The sequence below is a fragment of the Marinobacter alexandrii genome (genome assembly GCF_005871205.1).
GTDB lineage: Bacteria > Pseudomonadota > Gammaproteobacteria > Pseudomonadales > Oleiphilaceae > Marinobacter > Marinobacter alexandrii.
In genome coordinates this window covers 250410-275930 of record NZ_SWKM01000012.1, presented here as the reverse complement: position 1 = coordinate 275930, position 25521 = coordinate 250410, and the positions used below count along the sequence as shown (strand labels likewise).

The 25521-nt window shown below is 60.7% G+C and carries 21 protein-coding genes; 16 read left to right on the top strand and 5 right to left on the bottom strand.

Annotated features, from left to right (window positions below):
- The first annotated feature begins 6 nt into the window (after positions 1–6).
- The gene (locus FCS96_RS08260) at positions 7–1113 is read left to right on the top strand and encodes a lysozyme family protein (RefSeq protein ID WP_322001935.1); all 1107 of its coding nucleotides are present in this window, start codon (positions 7–9) and stop codon (positions 1111–1113) included.
- Positions 1104–1868, top strand: coding sequence for a sulfite exporter TauE/SafE family protein (locus FCS96_RS08255; protein ID WP_138439883.1), 765 nt, complete (start codon positions 1104–1106; stop codon positions 1866–1868). Before FCS96_RS08260 ends, FCS96_RS08255 begins: the two co-directional genes overlap by 10 nt.
- A gap of 3 nt (positions 1869–1871) precedes the next feature.
- Here FCS96_RS08255 and FCS96_RS08250 read toward each other — a convergent pair whose 3' ends face one another.
- Positions 1872–4184 carry a diguanylate cyclase domain-containing protein gene (locus FCS96_RS08250; protein WP_323053727.1) on the bottom strand — a complete coding sequence of 771 codons (2313 nt, stop codon included), beginning with the start codon at positions 4182–4184 and terminating at the stop codon, positions 1872–1874.
- A 227-nt stretch (positions 4185–4411) separates the two neighbouring features.
- On the opposite strand from FCS96_RS08250, the gene FCS96_RS08245 reads away from it, so the two are divergent.
- The 8 genes from FCS96_RS08245 to FCS96_RS08210 all read left to right on the top strand — a co-directional run bounded on the left by FCS96_RS08245 (position 4412) and on the right by FCS96_RS08210 (position 11233).
- Positions 4412–5200 (top strand): MotA/TolQ/ExbB proton channel family protein, encoded by a 789-nt coding sequence (locus tag FCS96_RS08245; RefSeq protein ID WP_138439882.1) that lies wholly within the window; start codon positions 4412–4414, stop codon positions 5198–5200.
- Entirely contained in the window at positions 5187–5588 is a 402-nt protein-coding gene (locus tag FCS96_RS08240) for an ExbD/TolR family protein (protein ID WP_138439881.1), read from the top strand. Before FCS96_RS08245 ends, FCS96_RS08240 begins: the two co-directional genes overlap by 14 nt.
- A complete protein-coding gene (locus FCS96_RS08235) occupies positions 5585–5995 on the top strand; it encodes an ExbD/TolR family protein (protein ID WP_138439880.1) in 411 nt (136 codons plus the stop codon). Before FCS96_RS08240 ends, FCS96_RS08235 begins: the two co-directional genes overlap by 4 nt.
- Positions 5992–6714 carry an energy transducer TonB gene (locus FCS96_RS08230; RefSeq protein ID WP_138439879.1) on the top strand — a complete coding sequence of 241 codons (723 nt, stop codon included), beginning with the start codon at positions 5992–5994 and terminating at the stop codon, positions 6712–6714. The genes FCS96_RS08235 and FCS96_RS08230 overlap by 4 nt, the downstream gene beginning before the upstream one ends.
- A 312-nt stretch (positions 6715–7026) precedes the next feature.
- Complete coding sequence (locus FCS96_RS08225) at positions 7027–7875, top strand: formate/nitrite transporter family protein (protein ID WP_138439878.1); 849 nt, start codon at positions 7027–7029, stop codon at positions 7873–7875.
- Between the two features lie 85 nt (positions 7876–7960).
- Complete coding sequence (locus tag FCS96_RS08220) at positions 7961–9685, top strand: bifunctional protein-serine/threonine kinase/phosphatase (protein WP_228264078.1); 1725 nt, start codon at positions 7961–7963, stop codon at positions 9683–9685.
- A gap of 210 nt (positions 9686–9895) precedes the next feature.
- Positions 9896–10414, top strand: a complete 519-nt coding sequence (locus tag FCS96_RS08215) for an Hcp family type VI secretion system effector (RefSeq protein WP_138439876.1) — start codon at positions 9896–9898, stop codon at positions 10412–10414.
- Positions 10415–10540: 126 nt separating this feature from the next.
- Positions 10541–11233, top strand: coding sequence for a hypothetical protein (locus tag FCS96_RS08210; protein WP_138439875.1), 693 nt, complete (start codon positions 10541–10543; stop codon positions 11231–11233).
- 7 nt (positions 11234–11240) lie between these two features.
- Here FCS96_RS08210 and FCS96_RS08205 read toward each other — a convergent pair whose 3' ends face one another.
- Positions 11241–13937: a nitrate reductase gene (locus FCS96_RS08205; protein WP_228264055.1), complete on the bottom strand. Its 2697-nt coding sequence runs from the start codon at positions 13935–13937 to the stop codon at positions 11241–11243.
- A 517-nt stretch (positions 13938–14454) separates the two neighbouring features.
- On the opposite strand from FCS96_RS08205, the gene FCS96_RS08200 reads away from it, so the two are divergent.
- Genes FCS96_RS08200 through FCS96_RS08190 form a run of 3 tightly spaced genes read left to right on the top strand, consistent with a single transcriptional unit; the run spans position 14455 to position 17659 of the window.
- Complete coding sequence (locus tag FCS96_RS08200) at positions 14455–15771, top strand: CmpA/NrtA family ABC transporter substrate-binding protein (protein WP_228264077.1); 1317 nt, start codon at positions 14455–14457, stop codon at positions 15769–15771.
- A 23-nt stretch (positions 15772–15794) separates the two neighbouring features.
- Positions 15795–16790, top strand: coding sequence for an ABC transporter permease (locus FCS96_RS08195; RefSeq protein ID WP_138439872.1), 996 nt, complete (start codon positions 15795–15797; stop codon positions 16788–16790).
- Between the two features lie 47 nt (positions 16791–16837).
- Positions 16838–17659, top strand: a complete 822-nt coding sequence (locus FCS96_RS08190) for an ABC transporter ATP-binding protein (RefSeq protein WP_407658090.1) — start codon at positions 16838–16840, stop codon at positions 17657–17659.
- A 22-nt stretch (positions 17660–17681) separates the two neighbouring features.
- Here FCS96_RS08190 and FCS96_RS08185 read toward each other — a convergent pair whose 3' ends face one another.
- On the bottom strand, positions 17682–18980 hold the full coding sequence (locus tag FCS96_RS08185; protein ID WP_138439870.1) for a nitrate- and nitrite sensing domain-containing protein: 1299 nt from the start codon (positions 18978–18980) through the stop codon (positions 17682–17684).
- Positions 18981–19333: 353 nt separating this feature from the next.
- Here FCS96_RS08185 and FCS96_RS08180 point away from each other — a divergent pair, with 353 nt between their 5' ends.
- From FCS96_RS08180 to nirD, 3 genes are all read left to right on the top strand, one after another.
- A complete protein-coding gene (locus tag FCS96_RS08180; protein WP_138439869.1) occupies positions 19334–20566 on the top strand; it encodes an NAD(P)/FAD-dependent oxidoreductase in 1233 nt (410 codons plus the stop codon).
- A 27-nt stretch (positions 20567–20593) separates the two neighbouring features.
- The gene (gene nirB, locus FCS96_RS08175) at positions 20594–23101 is read left to right on the top strand and encodes a nitrite reductase large subunit NirB (protein ID WP_138439868.1); all 2508 of its coding nucleotides are present in this window, start codon (positions 20594–20596) and stop codon (positions 23099–23101) included.
- 162 nt (positions 23102–23263) lie between these two features.
- Complete coding sequence (nirD, locus tag FCS96_RS08170; protein WP_138439867.1) at positions 23264–23632, top strand: nitrite reductase small subunit NirD; 369 nt, start codon at positions 23264–23266, stop codon at positions 23630–23632.
- A 33-nt stretch (positions 23633–23665) separates the two neighbouring features.
- Here the strand turns inward: nirD and FCS96_RS08165 are convergent, their stop codons facing one another.
- Together FCS96_RS08165 and FCS96_RS08160 are read right to left on the bottom strand one after the other, a co-directional pair.
- Positions 23666–24073: a TM2 domain-containing protein gene (locus FCS96_RS08165; RefSeq protein WP_138439866.1), complete on the bottom strand. Its 408-nt coding sequence runs from the start codon at positions 24071–24073 to the stop codon at positions 23666–23668.
- 281 nt (positions 24074–24354) lie between these two features.
- The gene (locus FCS96_RS08160; protein WP_138439865.1) at positions 24355–25461 is read right to left on the bottom strand and encodes a helix-turn-helix domain-containing protein; all 1107 of its coding nucleotides are present in this window, start codon (positions 25459–25461) and stop codon (positions 24355–24357) included.
- Positions 25462–25521: the final 60 nt, after the last annotated feature.

Here is a 25521-nt window from a genome sequence, read left to right as displayed (position 1 = left end):
AGAGTCATGAGCTTACGACAGCTCTGCGTGTTTTTCACCCTGGCCTGGATGGCGCTTGGTAGCGCCAGCGCCGCCACGGAACAAACCGCGGCCAGTGACGACTGGACCCAGGTGGTTCGGAACTCGCCCTACTGGGTCAGCCAGGGGGTCTACAGCAATGTGTTGGCCATTCGCGGATGGGTGCTCAGGGAATCCGGTTATTGCGCGGACACTGATCGCCACGTCCTGTTTGATATGCGAGGCCAGTTTCTGGCCTGGATCAGCGATGGCTCCGATCGAGACGAGACCCAGACAAGGCTCAACGACACTCGGCAAGCGCTATTCAATGATAACCGCACCGATACCTGGTTGCCCGGCAAAACAGGCCAGACCGGCTATCCCTTTGCCCTGGCCTGCGACCAGCCCCACGTAAACCTGGATGAGGCGGTGGCCCGTTACCTCGGCACGCTGCCGTCGGAGCGCATCTGGGGTGCCTGGGACGATCTTAGCTTCGCGTCCAGTGACCAACCAAAAGCACTGCACGATGCCCTGACATATGTCGTCAAAACCCGCCAGAATCGGCTGGATCTGCCGGAGGAACTGCCCCTGTACCTTGCAGGCCAGATCCTGATCGAAAGTGGCGGACAGGCGCGCGCGCATTCGGTTGCCAATGCCCGGGGTATTCTGCAGCTGTCACCCTCGGCGCTGTCCGATTGCCGGATCAAACCTCGCAACTACTGGCACCGCCTGGCGCAGATAGATTGCGCCTTGCGCCTTATGAATCAGAATGCCCGCAATCTGGAACCCGCATTTGCCAAGCGCTTTGGCCACCTGCCTGAGGCCAAGCGGCAGCGCCTGTTCACCCTACTGCTGATCCAGGCCTACCATGGTGGCGCCGGCCGGGTTCAGGCCCTGCTGACCGACGACATCCTCTCCCGGCCGGCGGCCTACTTCGCTGAACACCATGACCGTTTCACCGCCGGCGACATTGCCTTCGGCATGGTGTTTCATAACCTGGGCCGTGATCGTCTCGGGCTCGCGTCCCTGTATTATGTGGCCGACGTGCAGCTGGCTACCGAGGCCCTGTGCCGCTCGCCCCGACTGAACACCACGGACTTTTGTGCATGGAAGTAGTCCTGTTACCCGACAGCCTGAGCCTTCCTGTTGCCGCGTTCCTGTTGGCCTGTTCGGTTCTGACCTCCATGATCACCGCCACCCTGGGCGCGGGCGGCGGAGTACTTTTGCTGGTGTTGATGGCCAACTGGATGCCGGCAGCGGCAATCATTCCGGTTCATGGCATGATCCAGCTCGGATCCAATGGCGGCCGGGCGCTGCTGACCCGGCATCAGGTCGACTGGAAGGTCATTGGCGCCTTTGCGCCGGGTGTGCTGGTGGGTACGGGTCTGGGTGCCTGGCTGCTGGTCGATCTACCGGCCTCCACCTGGCAGCTGACCATTGCCCTGTTCGTACTGTTTCTTTGCTGGGGGCCGGCCCTGCCCAGGGCCTCGTTTGGTAACACCGGGATATTTCTCGCTTCGGGCCTGACCAGCTTCATCAGTCTGTTTGTAGGTGCCACCGGACCACTGGTTGCAGCCTTTATCAAACAGATTCACCGGGACCGGCTCACCACCGTGGCCACCTTCGCCACCGCCATGACCCTGCAGCACGCGCCCAAGGCGCTGGTTTTCACGGTAGCTGGGTTTGTGTTCCCGGATTGGCTGCCCTTCATCCTGGCGATGATTGCCAGTGGCTTTGCCGGGACCTGGGTGGGCCTACATGTCCTCAGGTCGCTCAGTAACCGGTGGTTCCACCAGGCCTTCAACCTGATTCTCACCGCCTTGGCCGCCCGATTGCTGTGGCAGGCCGGTCAGTCCGCGGGCTGGTGGTAAGCCTCAGGACGGGGCTGGCACCACCACCACGGCGTTGCGACCACGGGATTTGGCCGTGTAGGAACCTTCATCAGCCCGGGAAATGACCTCTCGCGGCCCTCTGTCACCAGGGACTAGCTCGGTCAGACCGATACTTGCGGTCACACCAAAACTCCGACCGTCCTGCTCAATCCGCAATTCCTCAACCCGTTCCCGGATCCGTTCCGCCAGGGCCTCCGCCCGCTCCAGCCCACACATGGGGAGAATGATCCCGAACTCGTCGCCACCCAGCCGGGCCACGGTGTCAGACTGTCGAACCGTATCCTTGAACAGGTCTGCCAGGCGCTTCAGCAGGTCGTCCCCGAGCAGATGGCCACCTTCGTCATTGACCGGTTTGAAATGGTCCAGATCAATCAGCATCAGCACCGAGCGCGCCGCTGGTTCCGTGATCTCGCCCTGGCATTTGAGCAGGGACGCACTGAACGCCCGGCGATTGAGCAGGTGGGTCAGGCTGTCGTGGGTAGCTTCCCAGGACAGGCGTTCTTCCTGGCGACGACGTTCACTATCATCACGGATCACGAACACCATGCGTTCGTTGTACCGGCCCTGGCGAACATGGAGCACCGTCAGATCGATATCATACCGGCCATCGTTCCGGTTCTTCAGGGTGGCGTAAAGGCTGTCGATATCGCCGCCGGTCAGAAAATCATTATGGGTCAAAAGCTTGTCGTCGCTCCAGATCTCCACCAGATCAAAGAAATTCTGCTGGGCACAGTCGCCCTCCGTCCCCAGGAATTGGCAGGCTGTCTGGTTGGCGAATCGAATCCGGCCCTCAATATCCACCATCAACACGCCCTCCTGCAGCACCCCAAGGATGTTTTCAGCGCGCTGCTGCTCCTCCCGCAGAGCCTCTTCCACCTCCAGCTCCCGGGACACGTCCCGAATAACAGTGATGCTGCCCAGGGTCTTGTCCGGCGTTTCGATCACCGAGGTCATCACATCGCCCCAGATCAAATCCCGCTCACCTTGGCTCGGAATGCGGAATCGGCCTCGGAAAACCTCCTTGTTCCTGAGTGACTGCTTCCAACCACTGAGCACCGCTTCCCGGTCCGCTTCGAAAACGCCGTTGATCAGATAGGTGTGCTGGAGATCGGAAGTTGGCCGCCCGATGATGTTCTCGAACGCCGGGTTCACGAAATCGATGCGCCCGAGGACATCGGTCTGGACGATGCCTATCGGCGCGCTCTGGGTCAGTGAGCGGAAAAACGCCTCCCGTTCCGCCAACGACACCAGCACCTCATCACGCTCGTCCATGACGGTATTAAAGATCTCTGCCACCTGCTGGATTTCCCGACCACCGGTGACGTCGACCGGTACGGTACGAACCCCCAGATGCCGTTCGTTGATTTGCTGACCCAGAACCTGCAAGGGCGCCATCAGCCGCCGGAAGCGCCACAGCGCTATGGGTGTCACAACGCCGACAACCCCCAGCAGTGTCCACAGGAAGGCATCGGTCATCCGGGTAATGGGTGCAAAAGCTTCCCGAGCCGGCCATACCGCCGCCACAAACCAGGGCACCTGATCCATCTGCTGTACTGACATGATGGTACGGACACCGTCGCCGTTGCGGGTTTGCCGGGTACCTTCAAAGCCTTCCATGGCGTCCTTGAGCACCGGATTGCCAACGCGCACAGGCACCATCACCTGGCCGGTCCGTCCATGAGCAAGGGTGATACCGCTGCGGGTGGCCACGCCCAGGTAGCCGGTTTCGCCAATACGAAGGTTGGCAACCGCCTCCATGAAATTTTCGCCGCTCAGCAGCAGGGCACCACCAATTACGCCGATGAATTTCTGGCGATGATCGAAAATCGGCGCGGCAATCATCACCGCCGGCTGATCCTGGTAAATAGAAACGTAAGGTTCGCTGATGACTGGCGTCAGGCGCTGGGACGCATTCTGAAAATAGTCACGGTGACTGACGTTGAATCCGGTCAGGGCGTAGGATTCGGGATGTTCTGCCAGGATATTTCCATCCTCATCAATCAGGTACAGACCGTCGAACAGGTGTTGAAGGGCGGTTTGCTGACGGACAAGCACACTGGCACGACCGATCAGTGCGGTCTCGTCCATGGTGAAGCTGGCCGCCACGTGGCTGAGGGTGTCCAACCGACGCGCCAGCTTGTCGTCAATGTCACCTGCCAGTAGTTGAGCAATGGTAGACACCTGGTTTTTTGCCTGCTGCTCCAGCTCACTCTGACTAAGCACGGCACCCACCACAGTAACCACCAGCGCCGACAGCAGGGTGAAGCAAATCACCAGCACCACTGCGCGGTTCACTAGACTCCCGAGCCAGCGTCTAATCATCATTGCTTTCTGGCGTTGAGTGTTTGGGGGCTGAGCTAATCAGATCGTCTCCACAGCTAACGACATTGCCGCTAGGTTTGATGAATTGAGGGCTGGCGCCGCGCATTTTACCAGAGCCGCGCAGATTGTCAGATTACACCTTGCAAACGTATTGATAATCTTTATCATTTACACTGACATTTTTAATTCAGAGGCTCTCCATGCCAGATTCTGCCTTGCTCTCATCAGCCGAGTCGCTCGACGGCCCGCTAGCCCAGCTGTTCGAGATGGGTGGGCCGGTGATGGTGGTGCTTGCCGCCCTCGCAGTGATCGGGTTCATAACCTTCCTCTATCTGATGCTGGTCGGTGTCTTTTACGCACCGCGCCTTACCCGTCAACTGAAACGCTTCATGACGGAATGGCAACAAACACCCGCTGACGCCCAACCAGAGGCCCTCCGACAGCAGGCAGGAGCTATCGGCCGACTAAACCCGTTACTGCAGTTGGTGCTCGATACCGCCAGGTCCTGCCAGGAGCAGCGCGACCAGACCCGTATCAGGGCGACGGCGGCCCGGGATGCCCAGGATGCACTACAACCCTTCGAGGCCCCGCTGAAGATCATTGAGGTCATTGCCGCGCTTGCGCCGCTGTTGGGGCTGCTGGGTACAGTAATGGGCATGATCGACGCCTTTGGCGCCATGGCGGCATCTGAGGGCCGTGCCAACGCCACGCAATTGAGTGGCGGCATCTACGAAGCACTGACCACCACGGCGGCCGGCCTGGTGATTGCCATTCCGTTTGCTGCCCTGGCCGCCTGGATTGAGTTCCGGTTGCGCCGACTGCACGCCACCATCAACAGCACCCTGGTTACTGTTCTGAATGACGCTGACGGTATTGAGTTCGCGACAGCGGGTTCAAAGACCGCCCCGGAGGCTACACCAGAGGACAGCAACGCGCCACAGCAGTTTACACCACGCAGTCGACAGCGCCTGGCCCATGCAACTGGTTGAACCACGGCCCAGCCGACCCATTCCCATTCGCATGACACCGCTGATTGATGTGGTGTTCATCCTGCTGGTGTTTTTCATGCTCACCAGCCGGTTACTGCCCGTCGGCTCACTGGAACTGGCCAATGCCACACCGGACCACCGCACCGAGGCTGGTGAGCCGATACCTGAGCTGACCGTTGGCAACGATGGCCGGGTGTTCTGGCATGGACAGGGAAGGGCGTTTACATCGAATGAACTGATCCGCGCCCTTGCCGCGAAGGGGGTGAACGAAGTCACTCTGGGCACCCGCCCGCAAACCAGACTGGGGCAGTTCACCCAGGCCCTGACCCGCCTGGACGCCGCCGGTATCGAAACCCATTGGCAACGACAATCACAACAGACCCCATGACCGACCTGGTTCCGCCACCCTTCAGCTCTGGCAAGACCTTGATGGAGCGCGTGGAAGATGCGCTGTTGCCATTGATCAATCTGGTATTCCTGCTGCTGATGTTCTTCATCGTGGCCGGCCAGATTGCCGATGAACCGCTGCCCGAACTGCCGGGGGCCGAGACCGCGGCGCAGCAGCAAGAGCCCCGGGCCGACCTGTCGGTGACCAGCAACGGCGACTGGAAAATCGCCGGCCAGATCCTGACCCCGGAAAGTCTGATCGCAGCACTACCACCGGCGGATCCGCAACAACCGCTGACCATTGCTGCAGCCGAAAGCCTGGCCATGGCGAAATTGGAGAGCCTGTTCAGAACCCTCGAAGACGCCGGCTACACGGAAATCCTGCTGTTGACGGAACCGGCCTCATGAGAGGACCGCAGGGATTGATCAAGGCTGGACTGTTGCTGGTTGCGGTCGTAACGGCTGGGCTGGTTCTGTTGTTCGCGATCCCCAAGCAACCGATCACCCAACTGGCATTGGGTGAGGCGCCCAGCAACACCGCCCCGGCCGTCCGCATTAGCCTGGCCCTACAGCAGGAACCGGAACCTGAGACGGCACCCGAACCGCCTTCAGAGCCTGAGCCAAACCCCGAGCCCTCAGCAGAACCAGAACCAGAGCCTGAACCTGAACCTGAACCTGAACCGGAGCCCGCACCGGAACCCGAGCCAAAGACCGAACCGGCACCTGAACCGCCAGCTGAAACCAGCCCGCGGGAACCATCAGCGGCCGCAGCCACTGACGTTGCCGGGAGCACCGAACCCCAAAACCAACAAGTACAGCTTGAGGCTGGCAGCTCCGCCAGAATCGACGAATACCTGAACCGGCTCAGCCGGCATCTGAGTCGGTATTACGAATACCCTCGACGGGCGCGTCGACTGGGACAGGAGGGCACACCATTGGTGGTCTTCAGTTTCGACCGGGATGGGGACCTGCTGGAACTGCGACTGCAAACCGGCTCAGGCCACGAGCTCCTCGATGACGCCGCCCTGGACATGCTCAGAGGCGCCGAGCCCCTGCCGGCTGTGCCCGCCAGGATGAGTGGCCAGCGTTTCAGCTACGCTCTGCCAGTCCGATTCCGCCTGCGCTGAATCCGATCTGAGCCAGACTGCAGCATTGACCGAAAAATACGCACTGAACAAGTGCGCGCCACCGAACCAACAGACCAAGGGTGCCCGACGGAAAACAAAGCACCATCCGTAAGCCACTGAAAAAAATACGCTTTAAACCACACCCGACGACTCTGGCACGGTCCCTGCAGCAATCAGATTAGTAGAGCCAACGTGGGCTCTGCTCACAGCGACAACACTATTTCAGACAACGGCGTCTGCTCTTCACCCTGCTCATTCGGCGTTACAGGTGGTGGGCAGCGCCGTTTTTTTTGTGGGCCAGAGGAACCAGCTATGTCTTATATTTTACCTTCCGAGTTCGCCACCAAGATGGTGGACGCGGGTGAATCCAAGATCTACATGTCCACTCGTGACACCCTGATTCGTGCCTTCATGGCCGGGGCAATCCTGGCCCTGGCGGCGGCGTTTGCGATTACCGTCGCGGTTCAGACCGGGGTTTTCCTGATTGGTGCCATCCTGTTCCCCATCGGGTTCTGCATGCTGTACCTGATGGGCTTTGACCTATTGACCGGCGTGTTCATGCTGACCCCGCTGGCATTACTGGATAAACGCCCTGGCGTTACCCCCAAGGCCATCCTGCGCAACTGGGGCTGGGTGTTCCTGGGCAACCTGGGCGGAGCCTTGACCGTCGCCTTCATGATGGCGTTCGTCTTCACCTATGGTTTCAACACCGATCCCGGTGCTGTCGGTGCCAAGATCGCCAGCGTCGGCGAAGCCCGCACCCTGGGTTACGCCGAGTACGGCGCTGCCGGCTGGGCCACCATTTTTATCCGCGGCATGCTGTGCAACTGGATGGTGTCCATGGGCGTGGTTGGTGCGATGATCTCCACCAACGTCAGCGGCAAGGTGCTGGCCATGTGGATGCCGATCATGCTGTTCTTCTTCATGGGCTTTGAGCATTCCATCGTGAACATGTTCCTGTTCCCGTCTGCCATCATCATGGGTGGTGAATTCTCGGTCATGGATTACCTGTGGTGGAACGAAATCCCAACCGTCCTGGGCAACCTTGTAGGTGGCCTGGCGTTTACCGGACTCACGCTGTACAGCACCCACGTTCGCACCGCGCCCAAGCGCCCTGCGCCGGCGGCCTTTGACGACTCAGCATTGGCCAACCGTGCCTGAACCCTGTCCCAATCCGGCCACCGCACAGGCCGGAACGCCCCCGCCGGTATCGCTACCGGACGGGGGCAAACCCGTTTCAGCACAACTGAAAATCACGGTTGGCCAATATTCGGACCGCGGACTGAAAACCACCAACCAGGATTTTCACGGCCTGCTGATTCCTGACCCGCTACAGCGTGCAACCAAGGGCATCGCGGTAGCCATTGCCGATGGCATCAGCTCCAGCAATGTCAGCCAGGTGGCGAGTGAGTCGGCGGTGGCCGGCTTTCTCAGTGACTACTTCTCCACCCCGGAAACCTGGTCCGTCAAGAAGTCGGTTCAGCGCGTGCTGCTGGCCACCAACGCCTGGCTCCACGCCCAGACTCGCCGCAGCCAATTCCGGTATGACCTCGACCGGGGCTACATCTGCACCCTGAGCATCCTCGTACTCAAATCGACCACCGCCCACGTGTTCAACGTGGGCGACTCCCGGGTGTACAAAGTCCATGACCGGGCCCTGGAGCAACTGACCACCGATCATCGCCTCTGGCTGTCCCGAACCGAGAGCTGCCTGACCCGCGCCATGGGCATGGACCACCAGCTGGACATCGACTATCAGCAGGCTTCGCTGCAGGTCGGCGATGTGTTTTTAATGGCCACTGACGGGGTCTACGAACACCTGGCCAATGCCGACATCCTGGAACGATTGAAACAGTACCCAAATGACCTGAACGCAGCGGCGAAAGCCCTGGCAACGGCGGCACTGGCGGCTGGCAGTGACGACAATCTGACCGTGCAGATCATCCGCATCGACAACCTACCGAAGTCCCAACAGGCGGGCGAGCTGAGCCGCGAACTGAGCCAACTTCCCTTCGCCCCGGAACTGACCCCGGGACGAACTTTCGACGGCTACCGGATTCAGCGCCAGCTCCACGCCAGTGGCCGCAGCCATGTGTTCCAGGCGGTGGACGAGGCAAGCCAGACACCGGTGGTGATCAAAATCCCATCCACAGATCTTCGTGACGACCCGGAATATCTGGAACAGTTCGCCACCGAGGAGTGGATTGCCCGACGCATATCCAACCCCCATGTGGTGCGGCCGTTCGCCCCGGACCGGCCCCGCAGCTGGGTCTATCTGGTGACCGAATTCGTGGAAGGCCGAACCCTGAAACAGTGGATGCTGGATCACCCGGCGCCTGCCCTGGAGACGGTTCGCAATCTGGTGGAACAGATCGGGCGGGGCTTACGTGCCTTCCACCGGCTGGAGATGGTGCATCAGGACCTGAAACCCGAAAACATCCTGGTAGATGCAGCCGGCGCCGTCACCCTGATCGATTTTGGCGCCACCCGGGTCGCCGGCCTGCAGGAAATGACTAACACCGATGCCGAGCACTATTCATGCGGCCCCCGCGGCGCGGCCCTGTACAGTGCGCCGGAAACCATGCTAGGCGAGCCCGGCAGTTGGCTGGCCGACCAGTTCTCCCTCGGTGTCATCACCTACCAGTTGTTGACCGGTCGGCTGCCCTTCGGCGCAGAAGTGCCAAAAATACGCAACCGCAGCCAGCAGCGCCGGCTGACCTATCAATCGGCCCGGCCCTATCGGGAAGATGTCCCAATGTGGGTCGATGACGCCCTGGCCCGGGCGCTCCATCCCGAGCCGCACCGCCGCTATCCGGCGCTGTCGGAATTTCTTCACGACCTCCGCCAGCCCGGCGCCGATTGGCAAAGCCGGCACCGGCCACCGCTGATGGAGCGACATCCTGTCGCCTTCTGGCAAAGTGTGTCAGCGCTGCTTCTGCTGGCCCTGCTGGCCACCCTGGCGTTTGACTGAAGCTGGCCGGGCAAAGTTTGGCCCAGCCAGCAAATCCTCGCTCAACATTCGGGCACCGTCTTGCCTGCCACCTGTTAAAGCCGACACAGAATTGATCTTAGCGATTGTTTTATAAGAGGTTAAATCCACTGGCACGGAGTTTGTACTTGTCTGAGTGTCCAGGGAAGACCCACAGGGACACTCATTCAATCACACGTCATGGAGCAGACAATGCCAACTCCTTGTTATATCAGTATCGAAGGCCAGACACAGGGCAAGATCACCGCCGGCGCATTCACCTCCGACTCGGTCGGTAACATCTACGTGGAAGGTCACGAAGACGAAGTGCTGGTGCAGGAATTCAGCCATGTAGTCACCGTCCCGACCGATCCCCAGTCAGGCCAGCCCTCCGGCCAGCGCGTGCACAAGCCGTTCAAGTTCACCTCGGCCCTGAACAAGGCCACTCCGCTGATGTACAACGCCCTGGCCTCCGGCGAAATGCTGCCCAAAGTAGAGCTGAAGTGGTACCGCACCTCGGTTGAGGGCAAGCAGGAGCACTTCTTCTCGACCATCCTGGAAGACGCCACCATCATCGACATCCAGTGCAACATGCCCCACTGCCAGGATGCCGCCAGCGCGGACTTTACCCAGCTGGTCACCACCGCCCTGTCATACCGCAAGGTCACCTGGGAACACGCAGTTGCCGGCACCTCCGGCGCTGACGACTGGCGCTCGCCGTTCGAAGCCTGACGCACCCGCGTTGCCATTTCGACATCGGCCAGCCTCAGTGCTGGCCGATGTGGTTTTGCGCAGGCCCCGGGAGCGGGTATCATCAGCGTCGATACTCCCGAAAAGCATTTGCTAGATGGCACTTTGATGACCAGTACCCAGGCCCGGCAACTCGGCCAACTGATGTGCGACACCACCTACGACATACTCTGGCAACCCGCTACCGGCTGGCTGACAGAGCGCCTCCCAGGCAGTTCGCTGCAGTGTCGTGTCGGTGCCGGCCAGGCCACCTACCACCGTTTTGATCCCCAGCAAAAACAGCACCTGATCACCTTTGGCGTGCTTATGGTGGAGGCCAAGCAACAGCCAGACACCGCCCATGGCTGGCTGTCCAGCCGGGAGATCAGGAGGCGGGGTTATTTTGACGGCCAGCTGAGCCCGCTCAACCTGTTGGCGCACACCTGCTGCCATGAATTCGCGCACCTGTTACAACAGAACGCCGGCAAACGCTTCCGGGGCTCGGTGCACAACCGGCACTTCTACGAGATACTGGATGAACTGCACGCCAGTGGTGGGGCTGCGGCGGTCCGGCGGTCTCTGGCTATTCGTGCCGCCGACCGCGGCATGGCGCTGTCCACCGATCCGTTCGAGCTGCCGGATTCGAGCGCGGCCCGGCAATACTGGCAGGTGGGCGAGGTCGTGACCTTCGGTGCGGGAGCCCGGGAAATCCAGGGTCAGATTCGCCGGGTCAACCGGAAGACCTGTACCGTCGAGGGCACCGGCCGGTCTGTAGGCTTGCGCTACCGGGTACCCTTACCACTGCTGCGCAAAGCGGGCTGACCAAAGCTCAGGAAACCTCGGCCGCTTCCGGCGCGGAGCAGTTACTCAACAAACCCCGCAGTTCCGGGATGCAGGAGCCGCAGTTGGTGCCGCACTTCAGGGCCTGACCGAGCGCCTCCACGCTATCGTCACCGGCCTGAATCGCCTTGGCAATCTGGTTTTCACCCACCTGGAAACAGCTGCACACCAGTGCCCCGGTGTTTTCCCCGTCTACCGCACGCGCCGCCAGCAGACACTGGCGTTGCTCTGGGCTCAGGCACTCAGCCTCAAAGCATTGATCCAGCCAGGCCAGATCCGGCAACTCGGAAGCGCTCGGCGCCACCAGCAGAACCGCTTGCAGCTGCCCGTCAACAATTCGGGCGGCCCGAAATCGGCCGCAGGCGACATCGCCCATTACTACCTGTGCCGCTCCGCCCAGCCAGGCATCCGCCTCCAGTTCCCAATCCACCGGCTGATTGCCTGCCAGCCACCAACTCTCGCTGTGACTCAGTGGCTGCCGGGCCCAGTATCCTGCCGGACTGGCCAGCTCTGGCTGCCACCCGCTGGCCGGCCGTCGCATCACCCGAGCGTGCCAACGACTGGGCACCGGCTGCAGGCGGGCGACTCCGTGCTTGCCCTCCGGCTGCCCGGACACCGGATCAGTGACCGCCATCATCAGGTCGGTCGCCGTGCCCTTGGAGGCGAACTGACTGTTCCAGTGGATGGGCACAAACACCTCGCCTGGGCGCTGATCCGATGTCACCCGAATCCGGCCCACGTATTCGCCACCGTTGCGACCGGTCAGCCGGCCCAGTTCACCTTCAGCAAGGGTCAGTGCTTCGGCATCGTTGGGATGCACCTCAATAAACGGCTCCTGCCGATGGGCGAGCAGCCGGGGCGCCAGGGCGGTCCGGGTCATGGTGTGCCACTGATCGCGGATCCGGCCGGCGTTCACCACCAGCGGCTGGGCCGATGAGGGTTGTTGACCGGCATTTACAGTATGGATCGGCACCAGACGGGCGCGGCCGTCGGGGGTGGAAAAGCCACCCTGATCGAAGAGCCGGCTGGTCCCCGTGATCCGACCATCCGGCGCCAAAGACACTGGCCACTGCACCGGCTGCAGTTGTTCGTAATCAAAATCTGACAGGGTTTTCAGACAATCGATATCAAATTGGCGCCGACTGCCACTAGCCTGGACGGCGATTCCGGAAAGCGCAGCGTGCTCGCGAAAGATATCCGCTGGCTTCCGGTAGTCGAACGCCTTGCCATAGCCCAGCTCCCGGGCCACGTTCGCCATGATCCACCAGTCCGGTTTCACCTCACCGGGCAGAGGCAGGAACGCCCTTTGCCGGGATATACAGCGCTCAGAATTGGTCACCGTTCCGTCTTTCTCGCCCCAACCGGCGGCGGGCAGCAGGATGTCGGCGTAGGCGGTGGTGTCGGTCTCGGCCATGCAGTCGGAGACAATCACCATGGGGCAACGCGCCAGCGCCTCGCGCACGTGGGCCGACTCCGGCAGGCTGACTGCCGGGTTGGTGCCCATGATCCACAGCACCTTGATCTCGCCCCGGTGCACCGCTTCAAACAGCTCAACCGCTTTCAGACCCGGGACCTCGGGGATCCGGTCAGTGCCCCAGAACCGGGCCACACTGGTCCGGGCACCGGGACTGTCGTAATCCATATGGGCCGCCAGGGTATTGGCCAGTCCGCCCACTTCCCGCCCGCCCATGGCGTTGGGCTGACCGGTCAGGGAAAAGGGCCCGGCACCCGGCAAACCGACCCGGCCGGTGGCAAGATGGCAATTGATGATGCTGTTGCACTTGTCCGTCCCCGCTGACGCCTGATTGATACCCTGGGAAAAACCGGTCACCGTGCGCGGGGTTTGTGCGAACCATTGGTAAAAGGTTTCCACATCGGCGACCGGGAGATCGCACTGCTCAGCCACAGAACGGGCTGAGGGAGCCGCTTGGGTCGCGGCCTCCAGGGTTTCCTCAAAACCATGACAATGACGGGCGATATAACCCTGGTCCAGGCCACTGTTATCCGCCAGCCACACCAGCAGGCCGTTAAACAGAATGGTGTCTGTGCCTGGTTTCAATTTCAGGTGCAGGTCCGCCAGCTCTGCAGTAGCAGTCCGACGCGGGTCAATCACCACCACCCGACGCCCCTGCCGACTGGCGGCTTTCATGCGCTGATACAGCACCGGATGAGCCCAGGCGGCGTTGCTGCCAGCGAGCACCAGCAGATCTGCCAGTTCCACATCCTCATAGCAACCGGGTACACAGTCTTCCCCGAATGCCCGTTTGTGGGCTGCGACCGCCGAGGACATGCACAGGCGGGAGTTGGTATCCACGTGTGGTGTGCCAACAAACCCCTTGGCCAATTTGTTGGCGACGTAATAGTCCTCGGTTAACAACTGGCCCGACAGATAGAACGCTACCGAACCAGGGCCGTGTGTGGCCACCGCCTCGCGGATAGCACCAGACGCCGCTTTCAATGCCTCGGACCAGTCACTGTCCACACCGGCGAGCCGCGGCTGCAATAGCCGGCCAGCAGGCACCAGGGTCTCGTGCAGAGCTGAGCCTTTGACACACAACCGCCCCTGATTGGCCGGGTGCTGCTGGTCACCGGCGACTTGCCCAAGCCCCGCGGAAACGCCACAGCCGACGCCACAGTATGGGCAGGTGGTCCGCACGCTGGTCGCTGTCTGATGCTCACTGTTCACGTCGTATCCTCTCGGCTCTGAAACAGAAACGCCCGCCCATGGAAACCGGGATATCCGGTGCACGGGGCGGGCGCTTTTGCCTGATGTCATTTATCTGCTGTCTTTTCCTGCCAGAAACGCTGCAATAAAAGGGCCATCGTGGCATTGAGGCTATAACGGACCCCGACGGGCAGGAGCGCCACATTTGACGGCCCAGATTGGTGCAAGAATCGAAAAAGCGCACTAAAACACACCGACGATGAGACTCCAGATTATGGCGTTAAAACTGAACCCAGCTTGTACTTGCATGTTTTAACGCTCTTTTTTATCACTGGCACAGGCTGTGCAATCAACATTCACGAACCTTCGAGATCATTACTGATTCAACAGGCATGGGCGCCTGCCTTCCGACAGCGGAGGGCTGGCGCTTTTTTTTGCCTGCAAGAACATTGCGAGGAAAGCATCCATGAAGACATCCCTGACAACCGTCTCCGGCACACTGAGACAACTGGCCGGACTGGCCGCAGCCGTCTCCCTGATGGCCGGCACCGGTCTGGCCCAGGCCGAAATCGGTGCCCCGGAGAAACCGGACCTGAAGATCGGCTTCATCAAGCTGACCGATATGGCACCCTTGGCCGTAGCCTGGGAACAGGGCTTCTTTATGGACGAAGGCCTGTTTGTCGAGCTGGAAGCCCAGGCCAACTGGAAAGTGCTGCTAGACCGGGTCATCACCGGTGAACTGGATGGCGCGCACATGCTCGCCGGCCAACCCCTGGGCGCCTCCATCGGCTACGGAACCCAGGCTGACATCATTACCGCCTTCAGCATGGACCTGAACGGCAACGGCATCACCGTCTCCAATCAGGTTTGGGAGACCATGAGTCAGTACATTCCTAAGGAAGACGGCAAACCGGTGCATCCGATCAGCGCCAGCGCCCTTAAACCGGTAGTAGAGCAGTCCCGGGCGGAAGGCGAACGTTTTCGTATGGGCATGGTGTTCCCGGTTTCGACCCACAACTACGAGCTGCGTTACTGGCTGGCCGCCGGCGGCCTGAACCCAGGCTTCTACGCGCCCCAGCGCGGTGACACCAGCGGCACCCTTGAAGCCGACGTGCACCTGTCAGTGACGCCACCACCACAAATGCCCGCCACCATGGAGGCCGGCACTATTCAAGGCTACTGCGTGGGCGAGCCCTGGAACCAGCAGGCCGTGTTCAAGGGCATTGGCGTGCCGGTGATCACCGACTACGAGATCTGGCCCAACAACCCGGAAAAGGTGTTCGGTGTGACCCAGTCCTGGGCCGAGCAGAACCCCAACACTCACCTGCACCTGCTGCGGGCCATGATCCGTGCCGCGCACTGGCTGGATGAGAACAACAACGCCAATCGTGCCGAAGCCGTGGAAATCCTGGCCCGGCCCAGCTATGTCGGAGCTGACGCCGAGGTCATCGCCAATTCCATGACCGGCACCTTCGAATACGAGAAAGGCGATGTCCGGGACGTGCCCGACTTCAACGTCTTCTTCCGTCATCACGCCACTTACCCGTACCCGTCCGATGCCATCTGGTACCTGTCGCAGATGCGCCGCTGGGGACAGATTCCCGAGGCCAAATCCGATGACTGGTACATGAAGACCGCAGCCCTGGTATATCGCGGTGACATTTACGCCCAGGCGGCCCAGTCGCTGATCGACGACGGCCTGATGCAGGCCGAGGACTTCCCGGATTTCAGCCAGGAAAACTTCGCCCGCCCGTACCAGGGTGAGCTGATCGACGGCGTTGCCTTTACGCCACGCCAGCCGAACGCCTACATCGACAGTTTTGATATCGGCCTGAAAGGCGCCGAGACACCGTAACCGGGCTTAGCCAGGAGAACGACATGACCACCTTAACCAACCCTAGCTCCAGAGCCGGCACACCCGGCTGGCTGAAAGCACTGGCAAGCCGGTTTACCGGCGCCGAGCTGGCCCAGTCGGGCAAGCAGCTGCTGCTGCCCACCATCGGCATCCTGATCTTCCTCGGGTTCTGGCATCTGGCCGCGCCTCAGGTCAACACATCCCTGGGCGCCTTTCCGGGCCCGGCACAGGTCTGGGAGCAAGGCGGTCAGCTCTGGCAGGAACACACCAACCAACGGGAGCGGGCCGACAAGTTCGTGACCATGCAGGAAGAGCGTAATGCGCGCATCCTGGCCGACAATCCGGATGCTGAGGTCAAAATCCGCGACTACCCGGCCGCACCCACCTTTCTGGACCAGGTGGTTACCAGCCTGATCACCGTGCTTGCAGGCTTTTTTCTGGCGACGGTGATTGCGGTGCCACTGGGCATTGTCTTTGGTCTGAATCACTACTTTCAGGCGGCGGTCAATCCGCTGATCCAGATCTTTAAACCGGTTTCGCCACTGGCCTGGCTGCCCCTGGTGACCATGGTGGTCTCGGCCACCTACGTCAGCGACGACCCGATGTTCGAGAAGTCGTTCCTGACCTCAATGATCACCGTCACCCTGTGCAGCCTCTGGCCCACGCTGATTAACACCAGTGTCGGCGTGGCGGCGGTAAATCCGGATCTGCTGAATGTGTCCCGGGTCCTGCGCCTGTCGTTCTGGACCCACGTGCGCAAGGTGGTACTGCCCTCGTCGGTACCCATGATCTTTACCGGCCTGCGGGTCTCTCTGGGTATTGCCTGGATGGTGCTGATTGCCGCAGAAATGCTGGCCCAGAGCCCGGGCCTGGGCAAGTTCGTGTGGGATGAATTTCAGAATGGCAGCAGCCAGTCCCTGAGCCGGATCATGGTGGCGGTACTGGCCATCGGTTTTATCGGTTTTCTGCTGGATCGGCTGATGCTGATGATCCAGAAGAAAGTCGCCTGGAATGAATAACGGAGACCATCATGACTAAAGCACATCTGGAATTGACCGGCGTGGAAATGGCCTTTGAGACACCGAAAGGTTCCTTCGTCGCACTCGACAACCTCAACCTGAAAATCAAGAAGGGCGAGTTTGTGTCCCTGATCGGTCACTCAGGTTGCGGCAAATCCACCGTGCTGAACATTGTGGCCGGACTGCTGCAAGCCTCCAAGGGCGGCTGTGTTCTGGACGGCCATGAGGTCAACTCGCCGGGACCGGAGCGGGCGGTGGTGTTTCAGAACCACGCCCTGATGCCCTGGCTGACCGTTTACGAGAACGTGGAACTGGCCGTGCAGCAGGTATTTCGCAAGTCCATGGCGAAACAGGAACGCAAGGACTGGATCCATCACAACCTGGAACTGGTGAACATGGCCCACGCTGCCAACAAGCGTCCGGGGGAAATTTCCGGGGGCATGGCGCAGCGGGTCGGCATTGCCCGGGCGTTGGCGATGAAGCCCAGCGTATTGTTGATGGATGAGCCATTCGGCGCGCTGGACGCACTGACCCGGGCTCACCTGCAGGATTCGCTGATGGAGATTCAACAGGAGCTGAACAACACGGTGATCATGATTACCCACGACGTCGACGAAGCAGTGCTGCTGTCCGACCGCATCATCATGATGACCAATGGCCCGGCCGCCACCGTGGGTGAGGATCTGCGCATCGAGCTGCCGCGGCCACGAAACCGGGTGACCCTGGCAGACGACCCCACCTACGTGCACTACCGCCAGGAAGTACTGAAATTCCTGTACGAGAAACAGCGCAAACTGGAAAACATCAAGACCCGCAAAGCCTCCAGCACCGACCAGCAGGAGAGCACCGCCCAGGCCGCAGGCGCCTGAGCCCGGCTGCTCTGTTACCGGTTTACTTCAGAACATCGGCCATGGAGACCAGGGCCCGAGCCACCTCGGGCAGCTTCTTACCCTGGTCCATGGCCAGTTTCCTGAGCACCCGATGAGCCTCATTGTTGTCGATCTTGCGGTGTTCCATCAGCAGCAGCACTGCTTTTTCCTGGGTTCTCCGGTCTTCCAGCGCCTCCTTGGCACTCTGCAGTTCGTCGGTCATCTGCTGCAACCGACGGGTCTGTTCCTGCACCAGATCGAAGATGGAGCGACCAAACTGCTGCCCCACACCCTCACTTTTCCAGGCTTCCCCGGACCGGACATCGTCACCGGAATCACACAGCACCAGCAGGGGCTGCGCCGGCGGGTTCTGCTCGTCCAGTGACGCGATCAGGGTTTCCTGGTGGGCCAGGGAGTTTCGAGCCTCGGCGAAGCGTTCGACACAGCGGGTGTGGAAACTGCCCTCGACCGCGTCTTCCACCTTTTTAAGTTCATCCATGCGTTCCGACATCAGGGAAAACCAGCGATCCGCCAGCCCGGAGTCCAGGGTTTTGTAGCGCCCCACCGAGCAACCGAGCTGACGCAGGCGCTCAATCTCCGTCTCCCGATCATGAGACCGCAGGGTCTGCCAAAGCGCACGGCTGTCGTCGTCGGCGAAGCTGACAAACACTTCGAAACAGCGTTCCTGTGCTTCAACAAGGTGCGTCATGCGCTTGGATAGTGCACTGTCGAAGCCACCGCTGGAGAAGCCGGCGGAACCCACGGCACGCTCCTGACCACAGAATTCCTTGCCATTCATCAGGTGCACCATGGCCACCAGCAAACCGGCCAGGGACGGATCGACTGCGGTGTCGGCGGCTTCAAATACCACCGTGATCAAGGCGTGGATCAGGTTGCCATAGGCCTCGGTGGCTTCCGCCGTGGACATCGCCTGCCCGGCCACCTGAGCACGCAATGCGGGCAACTGCTGCAAACCGTGCAGTGCAGTGGCAAGATGGTTCAGCAGGTGGCTGCTGACCGGGTGAGCCGTCAGTGCCTCCTGTACCTCGGCCAGAGCCTGCTCGAACAACTCCGCCAGCCGGTCGGATTCCAGAATCATCGCCTCCCGCTCGCCAGCGAATTTTTCGCCACTCGACCCCAGGAACACGTTGGAGGCGCCCCGCTCCCGCTGCAGGCCGTGCACCAGGTTGCTGATGCTTTGAACCACCTTGCCCATCTGCAGGAAGTACTGAAGGTTCATCAGTTCGCATTGTCGCGATGCAATCAGGAAATTCGCGGCGGTCGGCGACTTGGGGTTTTGCTGCTGTTGTTTGGTGTTCATGGAAATACTCCCGGCACTGGCTGTGCTGTCTCGTTAGCAAATAACGGAGCAATAACCACGCCAGAGGAAGCCTCAAAGTCGTGCAAAACGCCCCAGCACGGGGCAGATAACGCGCCCAGGGAACGCGACCACAACCTTCGAAAAACAGTATCTCCATGATTTAATTAGACTTAAAAAACTGGCACGAAGATCGCAAAGTCTTTTACAAGGATGAACGTCCCGGCCAAGGATTCGGCCGGATCATCAGATCATTGTTGTTGGCATTGGCGCCGGACCATCGATTTCCCTTGGGGATGAGATGCTCCGGTTTTTTTATGGGTCCAGAAAACAGTTCAGGAAATGGGGGCACGACTATGAGCGGAAACAGGCAACGCACATTGGTGGTCTGTGGTCACGGTATGGTGGCCCAACGCTTCCTTGAGGAACTGATGGCCCAGGCGCCGGTGCCCTACCAGAGCATCATTGTGTTCAACGGCGAGAGCCGGCCGGCTTATAACCGCATTCAGTTATCGGCGCTTTTGAGCGGTGATGCCGATGAGGACAGCCTGACGCTGAAGCCCGATGACTGGTTTGCCAGCCACGGCATCCAGGTTCATCACGGCGAACCGGTGCGCTCCATCAACCGTCGAGAGCGCACCGTGACCACCATGACCGGTCGCAGCCAGCGTTACGACACGCTGGTACTGGCTACCGGCTCCCGGCCGGGGCAACTTGGGCTCCCGGGTGAGGACCTGGATGGTGTCCGCTACTTCCGGGATATCAACGACACCCGGACATTGATCAAGCAGAGCGAAACCCGGCAGCGCGCGGTCGTGGTTGGCGGCGGATTTCTGGGCCTGGAGGCGGCGGCCGGCCTGCATCGTCGCGGCGTTGCCGTCACCGTGCTCCACCGCAGCAACTACCTGTTGAACCGGCAGCTGGACGCAGTGGGCGGCCAACTGTTGGCCGAGGCCCTGGACCGCAAGGGTCTAAACATTCTCACCGCCACCGCACCGCTTCAACTGCTGGGCCGAAACCGGGTCCGGGCTGTGCAACTGAGCGACCAGACCCTGATCAGCACCGATCTGGTGGTGATTGCCACCGGCATAGTGCCGAACCGGGAACTGGCCGAGGCGGCCGGCCTGGACTGTGGCCGGGGCATTCGGGTGAATCCGCAGCTGCGCACCAGCGACCCCGACATCTACGCCCTGGGCGAGTGCTGCGAACTGGACAACGAAACCTTCGGTCTGGTGGAGCCCGGCTACCAGCAGGCCCGGATACTGGCCCGGGTGCTTGCGGAAAACACCGGTGCTGCCCGCTGGGCACCCTCGGTGATCGCCACCCGGCTCAAGATCAGCGACGTGCCGGTGTTTTCCTGCGGCCAGCAGGCTCCGGACGAGGCCACAGAATCACTGATCTTCCGGGATTTTGATACCGGCAGTTACAGCCACCTGCTGGTCCGCGAGAACCGCCTGGTCGGTGTGGTGCTGATTGGCAGCACCAGCCAGGGTCCCTGGTACCAGGAACTGATCACAGACCGCACCGATATCGCCGAGATTCGAGCCCAACTGCCCTTTGGCAAACCATTTTGTGAGGCAGCGGCCTAAGCCGCTGCCAGGAGAGAGGACATCACCATGAGCAAGAAAACCCTGATCGTCGTTGGCAATGGCATGGTTGGCCACCACTTCCTTGAACAGCTGGTCGCCAGCCCCGCCGCTGCAGAGTATGACATTCTGGTCTTTGGCGAAGAAAAACAGCTCGCCTATGACCGGGTGCACCTGTCGGAATACTTTGCCGGGTCCACCCACACCGATCTCGCCATGGGCACTTCAGACTGGTACACCGAACAGGGCATCCAGTTGCTGCTGAACGAGCCGGTGACTGGCCTGGATCGCGACCAGCGCACAGTGACCACCCCCAAGGGCGATTACAACTACGATGAGCTGGTGCTGGCCACCGGTTCCTACCCGTTCGTGCCACCCATTGAGGGTAGGGAGCACCCGCACTGCTTTGTCTATCGCACCCTGGAGGATCTGGACGCTATCCGTGCCAGCGCTCAGGCTGGCAAATCCGGTGTCGTGGTGGGCGGCGGCCTACTCGGTCTGGAAGCCGCCAACGCCCTGAAGAGCCTGGGCCTGCAGGCCCACGTGGTGGAGTTTGCGCCGCGGCTGATGCCGGTGCAGCTGGACACCGACGGCGGTGCGCTGCTGCGCCACAAGATCGAAGAGCTGGGTGTGCAGGTACACACTGAAAAGGCCACCACCGCTATCGTAGCCGGTGAAGAAGCTCGCCTGCGCATGAACTTCAACGATGACAGCCACCTGGAAACCGACCTGATCGTGTTCTCCGCCGGTATCCGGCCCCAGGATGCCCTGGCCCGCAGCAGCGGCCTTGAGGTCGGCGAACGCGGCGGCATCGTGGTGAATGATCAATGCACCACCTCGGACCCGCACATCCACGCCATTGGCGAGTGCGCACTCTGGGACCAGCGTATTTTCGGCCTGGTCGCCCCCGGCTACACCATGGCCCGTACCCTGGCGTCGGTGTTGAACGGCGATCAGGACGCCGCCTTCACCGGCGCCGACATGAGTACCAAGCTGAAACTGCTGGGCGTGGATGTCGGCTCCATCGGCGATGCCCACGGCCAGACCCCGGGCGCCCGCAACATCCGTTTCAACGACGAACAGGTTGGCCATTACCGCCGCATGGTGGTCAGCGAGGATGGCAAGAAACTGCTCGGTGCCATCCTGGTGGGCGACAACAGTCACTACGACACCCTGCTGCAGTACGCCCTCAATGGCATTGCCCTGCCGGACAATCCGGAAACCCTGATCCTGCCAGAGAGCCAGGGCGGCGCCCCGGCCCTGGGCCCGGATGCCTTGCCGGAAACCGCGTCGATCTGTTCCTGCCACAACGTCACCAAGGGCGACATCTGCGGCGCCATTGATGCCGGCTGCGGCGACCTTGGCAGCGTCAAATCCGAAACCAAGGCCAGTACCGGCTGCGGCGGCTGTACCGCACTGCTGAAAAACGTGGTCGACAGCGAACTGGAAAAACGCGGTGTGGAGGTCAGCAAGGACCTGTGCGAACACTTCCCGTACAGCCGCCAGGAGCTGTTCCACCTGGTCAAGGTGAATGGCATTCGCACTTTTGCCACCCTGATTCGGCAGCACGGCCGTGGCCACGGCTGCGACATCTGCAAACCGGCGGTGGGCTCAATCCTGGCCAGCTGCTGGAACGAACACATTCTGGCCACTGACCATGTGCCGCTTCAGGACACCAACGACACCTTCATGGCCAACATGCAGAAGAACGGCACCTATTCCATCGTGCCGCGTATTCCCGGTGGTGAGATCACTCCGGACAAGCTGATTGTGCTGGGCGAGGTGGCCAAGCAGTACAACCTTTACACCAAGATCACCGGCGGCCAACGGGTCGACCTGTTTGGCGCCACTCTGAGTGAGTTGCCGGAGATCTGGGAAAAGCTGATCGCCGCCGGCTTCGAGACCGGCCACGCCTACGGCAAGTCCCTGCGGACAGTGAAATCCTGCGTCGGCAGCACTTGGTGCCGCTATGGTGTGCAAGACAGTGTCGGTATGGCGATCCGCCTGGAGGACCGCTACAAGGGCCTACGGGCACCGCACAAGGTCAAGATGGCGGTCTCCGGCTGCACCCGCGAGTGCGCCGAGGCCCAGAGCAAGGACTTCGGGGTGATCGCCACCGAAAACGGCTGGAACCTGTATGTCTGCGGCAATGGCGGCATGCGTCCGCGCCACGCCGATCTGTTTGCCACCGACCTGTCGGACGAGGAACTGATCCGCACCATCGACCGGGTGGTGATGCTCTATGTCCGCACCGCCGATCGGCTGCAGCGCACCAGTGTCTGGATGGAGAACCTGGAGGGCGGCCTGGAGTATCTGAAGCAGGTGGTACTGGAGGACAGTCTGGGGATCTGTGCGGAACTGGAAGAGCACATGGACGGCATTGTTGGAACTTACCAGTGTGAGTGGAAGACCGCGGTGGAGGATCCGGAGAAACGGAAGCGGTTCCGGGAGTTTGTGAATGCACCGGCGCAGAAGGATCCGGTGCAGCAGTGGACGACGGAGCGGGATCAGCGGCGGCCGGTGCTTGAGTCGGCCTAGCCTTTTGATTTTGTGGGTGGAGCGAGGGGCATGGGGGTATTTTTCTTCTGGGAAAATAACTCGCTTCGCTCAGACATCTTTTCCCTGACAGAAAAGTACCCCCATACCCCTCACTCACAGAACTTTCGAATATCGACAGCTAAGGATTAAAGGAGCAAAACTATGAAAGCTCGTACTTATTGGGATGCGGTTTGTACTGTTGGCGATCTGGTGCCGGAATCGGGCATCGCGGTGTGGACCGAAGATGGGCCGGTGGCGGTGTTTTATCTGCCGCATCGGCTGCCGGCTTTGTTTGCCATCAGTCACACCGACCCGTTCAGCGGCGCCAATGTGCTGGCCCGGGGGCTTACCGGCGACTTGAAGGGGCAGCCGGTAGTGGCGTCGCCGTTATACAAACAGCATTTCAACCTGGTGACGGGTCAGTGCCTGGAGGACGAGGCGGTGTCTGTTAAAACCTACCCCGTGTTATTGGACGGTGACGAGATTCGGCTTGAGGTTGCCGTCAATCAGTCGGAAACCGAGGCCGCCTGAACCGGGTCTGACAAAAAGGCGGCAGCCCGGTGATCAGCCGAACCGCCGTTCCTTGTTGCGTTCGGAGAGCTGGTCGTTCAGGGTCCAGAAATCGTACAACACACCCAGCAGGAACAGGCCGCCGGTGAGCAGGTAGAGAATGCCGGTGATCCACTTGCCCTGGTACATCCGGTGCAAACCAAAGACCCCGGTGAAGGTCAGCAACAGCCAGCCGATGTTGTAGCTGACCTCGCCGTCCCGGAACCGCAAGTCCGCCTCCCGGTCCATGGCCGGAATCAGGAACAGGTCAATGATCCAGCCAATGAACAGTAGTCCCAGTGTGAAGAACCAGATGGTGCCGGTAATCGGCTTACCGTAGTAAAAGCGGTGGGAACCCAGGAATCCGAAGATCCAGAGCAGATAGCCAAAGAGTTTACTGTGGGTGTCCGTTCGAGCTTCCATTCCTTCTCCTTCTAGCTCATCGACTGGTTTGAGCAGCTACCTGGCCTGCAGAGCTTGGTGGCTGGCCGAGGGTCAGATTAGTTTTCCCTTGGGAAAAACAACTCGCTGCGCTCAGACATCTTTTTCCTGGCGGGAAAACTAATCTGACCCCCGTCCGACAGACAATAGGGGCATAGTTACTGAATTCAAAGAACTAATGGACAAGAATCTATAGGACGGCCCTTCGCGAGGTCACCCCCCCTGCGACCCCACTCCCAAAAAAGAGACCCCAAGAACCCAACTCAGGGCCCCAATTCAGGCGCCGGATCCGGCCCACCCTCACGAAACTCACTGGCCGACTTCCCCGTCCACTTGCGAAACGCCCGGCTGAAATTCGACAGATCCGCGTACCCCAACTCGTAGGCAATCTCGCTGACTGACTGGCTGGTGTAGCGCAGCAACTGAATTGCGCGGTCTTTCAACACCGATTCAACAATCTCCCGATAGTGGGTGTCTTTCTCGGCCAGGCGCCGTTTCAGGGTTCGGGAAGACACGCAGAAGCGTTCTGCCATATCCTCCAGAGACGGCAATGGGCCAGGCATCATGCGCAACATGTTGCGGATGGCGAGGGTGATGTCGCCTTGTTCTTTCAGCGCCTTTTGCAGCTCGAATTCACACTGGTCCCGCGCCATCTCCGAGGCTTCTGCATCAGCCAGTCGCATGCGCACATCCAGCAGGCCTTTGGGGAACACCAGCATGACTTCCGGCTGGCCGTAATGGAACTGCACCGGCAGCTGACCTGCAAACCGGCTGTAATAGGCAGGCTCCGGGCTACTGAGGCGCACGCTGACACCCGGCAGTTTGCCGGCCTCCAGGGCAAAGCCCCGGCGTTCGGCGTCATCCCGGTCCAGCAATTGTTCAGTGAGAAAAATCAGTGTGGCACTGACCGTTTCAGACAAAAAGGGGTAGAGCTCGGGTACTTCGAACTCGCTGCACAGCTGCACCAGCACCCGGTCGTCATTCAGGGACTGCTTCATGCTGAGGAACGGTGCTCGCAATTGCAGGTACCGGTGCACCGAATTCAATGCGCCTTCAAAGGTGGGGCTGGTGAGCGCAGCAAAGCCCAGGGTGCCGTGGATGGTGAGACGCAGCTCCCGGGCCAAGGCGAAGCTCAGGCCATCCTTGCCCGCCATCTCCACTGACCGCTGGGCCATGACCATGGCGTCGGTAACGAAGACCCGGCTGTCGTTCGATTTGAGATCCTCTGGGCCGAACGCCAGCCCCTCATAGAGCCTGCGATCGTTATAGCCCAGCTGACGAACGGTCTCGGCCAGGACCCGCATGTAAACACCGGGTACCAGGAACAGCCCCAACATTCGCCACTCGTTGTCCTTGCCTGTTGTTGCCATCTAAGGGTCCTTCACGGAAGTTTACAACGACACTCCCCGGACTCTAGCAAAAGCCCAACA

Coding starts and splice junctions, on each gene's coding strand:
- FCS96_RS08260 (WP_322001935.1), top strand. CDS start 7: ATGAGCTTACGACAGCTCTGCGTGTTTTTCACCCTGGCCTGGATGGCG.
- FCS96_RS08255 (WP_138439883.1), top strand. CDS start 1,104: ATGGAAGTAGTCCTGTTACCCGACAGCCTGAGCCTTCCTGTTGCCGCG.
- FCS96_RS08245 (WP_138439882.1), top strand. CDS start 4,412: ATGCCAGATTCTGCCTTGCTCTCATCAGCCGAGTCGCTCGACGGCCCG.
- FCS96_RS08240 (WP_138439881.1), top strand. CDS start 5,187: ATGCAACTGGTTGAACCACGGCCCAGCCGACCCATTCCCATTCGCATG.
- FCS96_RS08235 (WP_138439880.1), top strand. CDS start 5,585: ATGACCGACCTGGTTCCGCCACCCTTCAGCTCTGGCAAGACCTTGATG.
- FCS96_RS08230 (WP_138439879.1), top strand. CDS start 5,992: ATGAGAGGACCGCAGGGATTGATCAAGGCTGGACTGTTGCTGGTTGCG.
- FCS96_RS08225 (WP_138439878.1), top strand. CDS start 7,027: ATGTCTTATATTTTACCTTCCGAGTTCGCCACCAAGATGGTGGACGCG.
- FCS96_RS08215 (WP_138439876.1), top strand. CDS start 9,896: ATGCCAACTCCTTGTTATATCAGTATCGAAGGCCAGACACAGGGCAAG.
- FCS96_RS08210 (WP_138439875.1), top strand. CDS start 10,541: ATGACCAGTACCCAGGCCCGGCAACTCGGCCAACTGATGTGCGACACC.
- FCS96_RS08200 (WP_228264077.1), top strand. CDS start 14,455: ATGGCCGGCACCGGTCTGGCCCAGGCCGAAATCGGTGCCCCGGAGAAA.
- FCS96_RS08195 (WP_138439872.1), top strand. CDS start 15,795: ATGACCACCTTAACCAACCCTAGCTCCAGAGCCGGCACACCCGGCTGG.
- FCS96_RS08190 (WP_407658090.1), top strand. CDS start 16,838: ATGGCCTTTGAGACACCGAAAGGTTCCTTCGTCGCACTCGACAACCTC.
- FCS96_RS08185 (WP_138439870.1), bottom strand. CDS start 18,980: ATGAACACCAAACAACAGCAGCAAAACCCCAAGTCGCCGACCGCCGCG.
- FCS96_RS08180 (WP_138439869.1), top strand. CDS start 19,334: ATGAGCGGAAACAGGCAACGCACATTGGTGGTCTGTGGTCACGGTATG.
- nirB (WP_138439868.1), top strand. CDS start 20,594: ATGAGCAAGAAAACCCTGATCGTCGTTGGCAATGGCATGGTTGGCCAC.
- nirD (WP_138439867.1), top strand. CDS start 23,264: ATGAAAGCTCGTACTTATTGGGATGCGGTTTGTACTGTTGGCGATCTG.
- FCS96_RS08165 (WP_138439866.1), bottom strand. CDS start 24,073: ATGGAAGCTCGAACGGACACCCACAGTAAACTCTTTGGCTATCTGCTC.
- FCS96_RS08160 (WP_138439865.1), bottom strand. CDS start 25,461: ATGGCAACAACAGGCAAGGACAACGAGTGGCGAATGTTGGGGCTGTTC.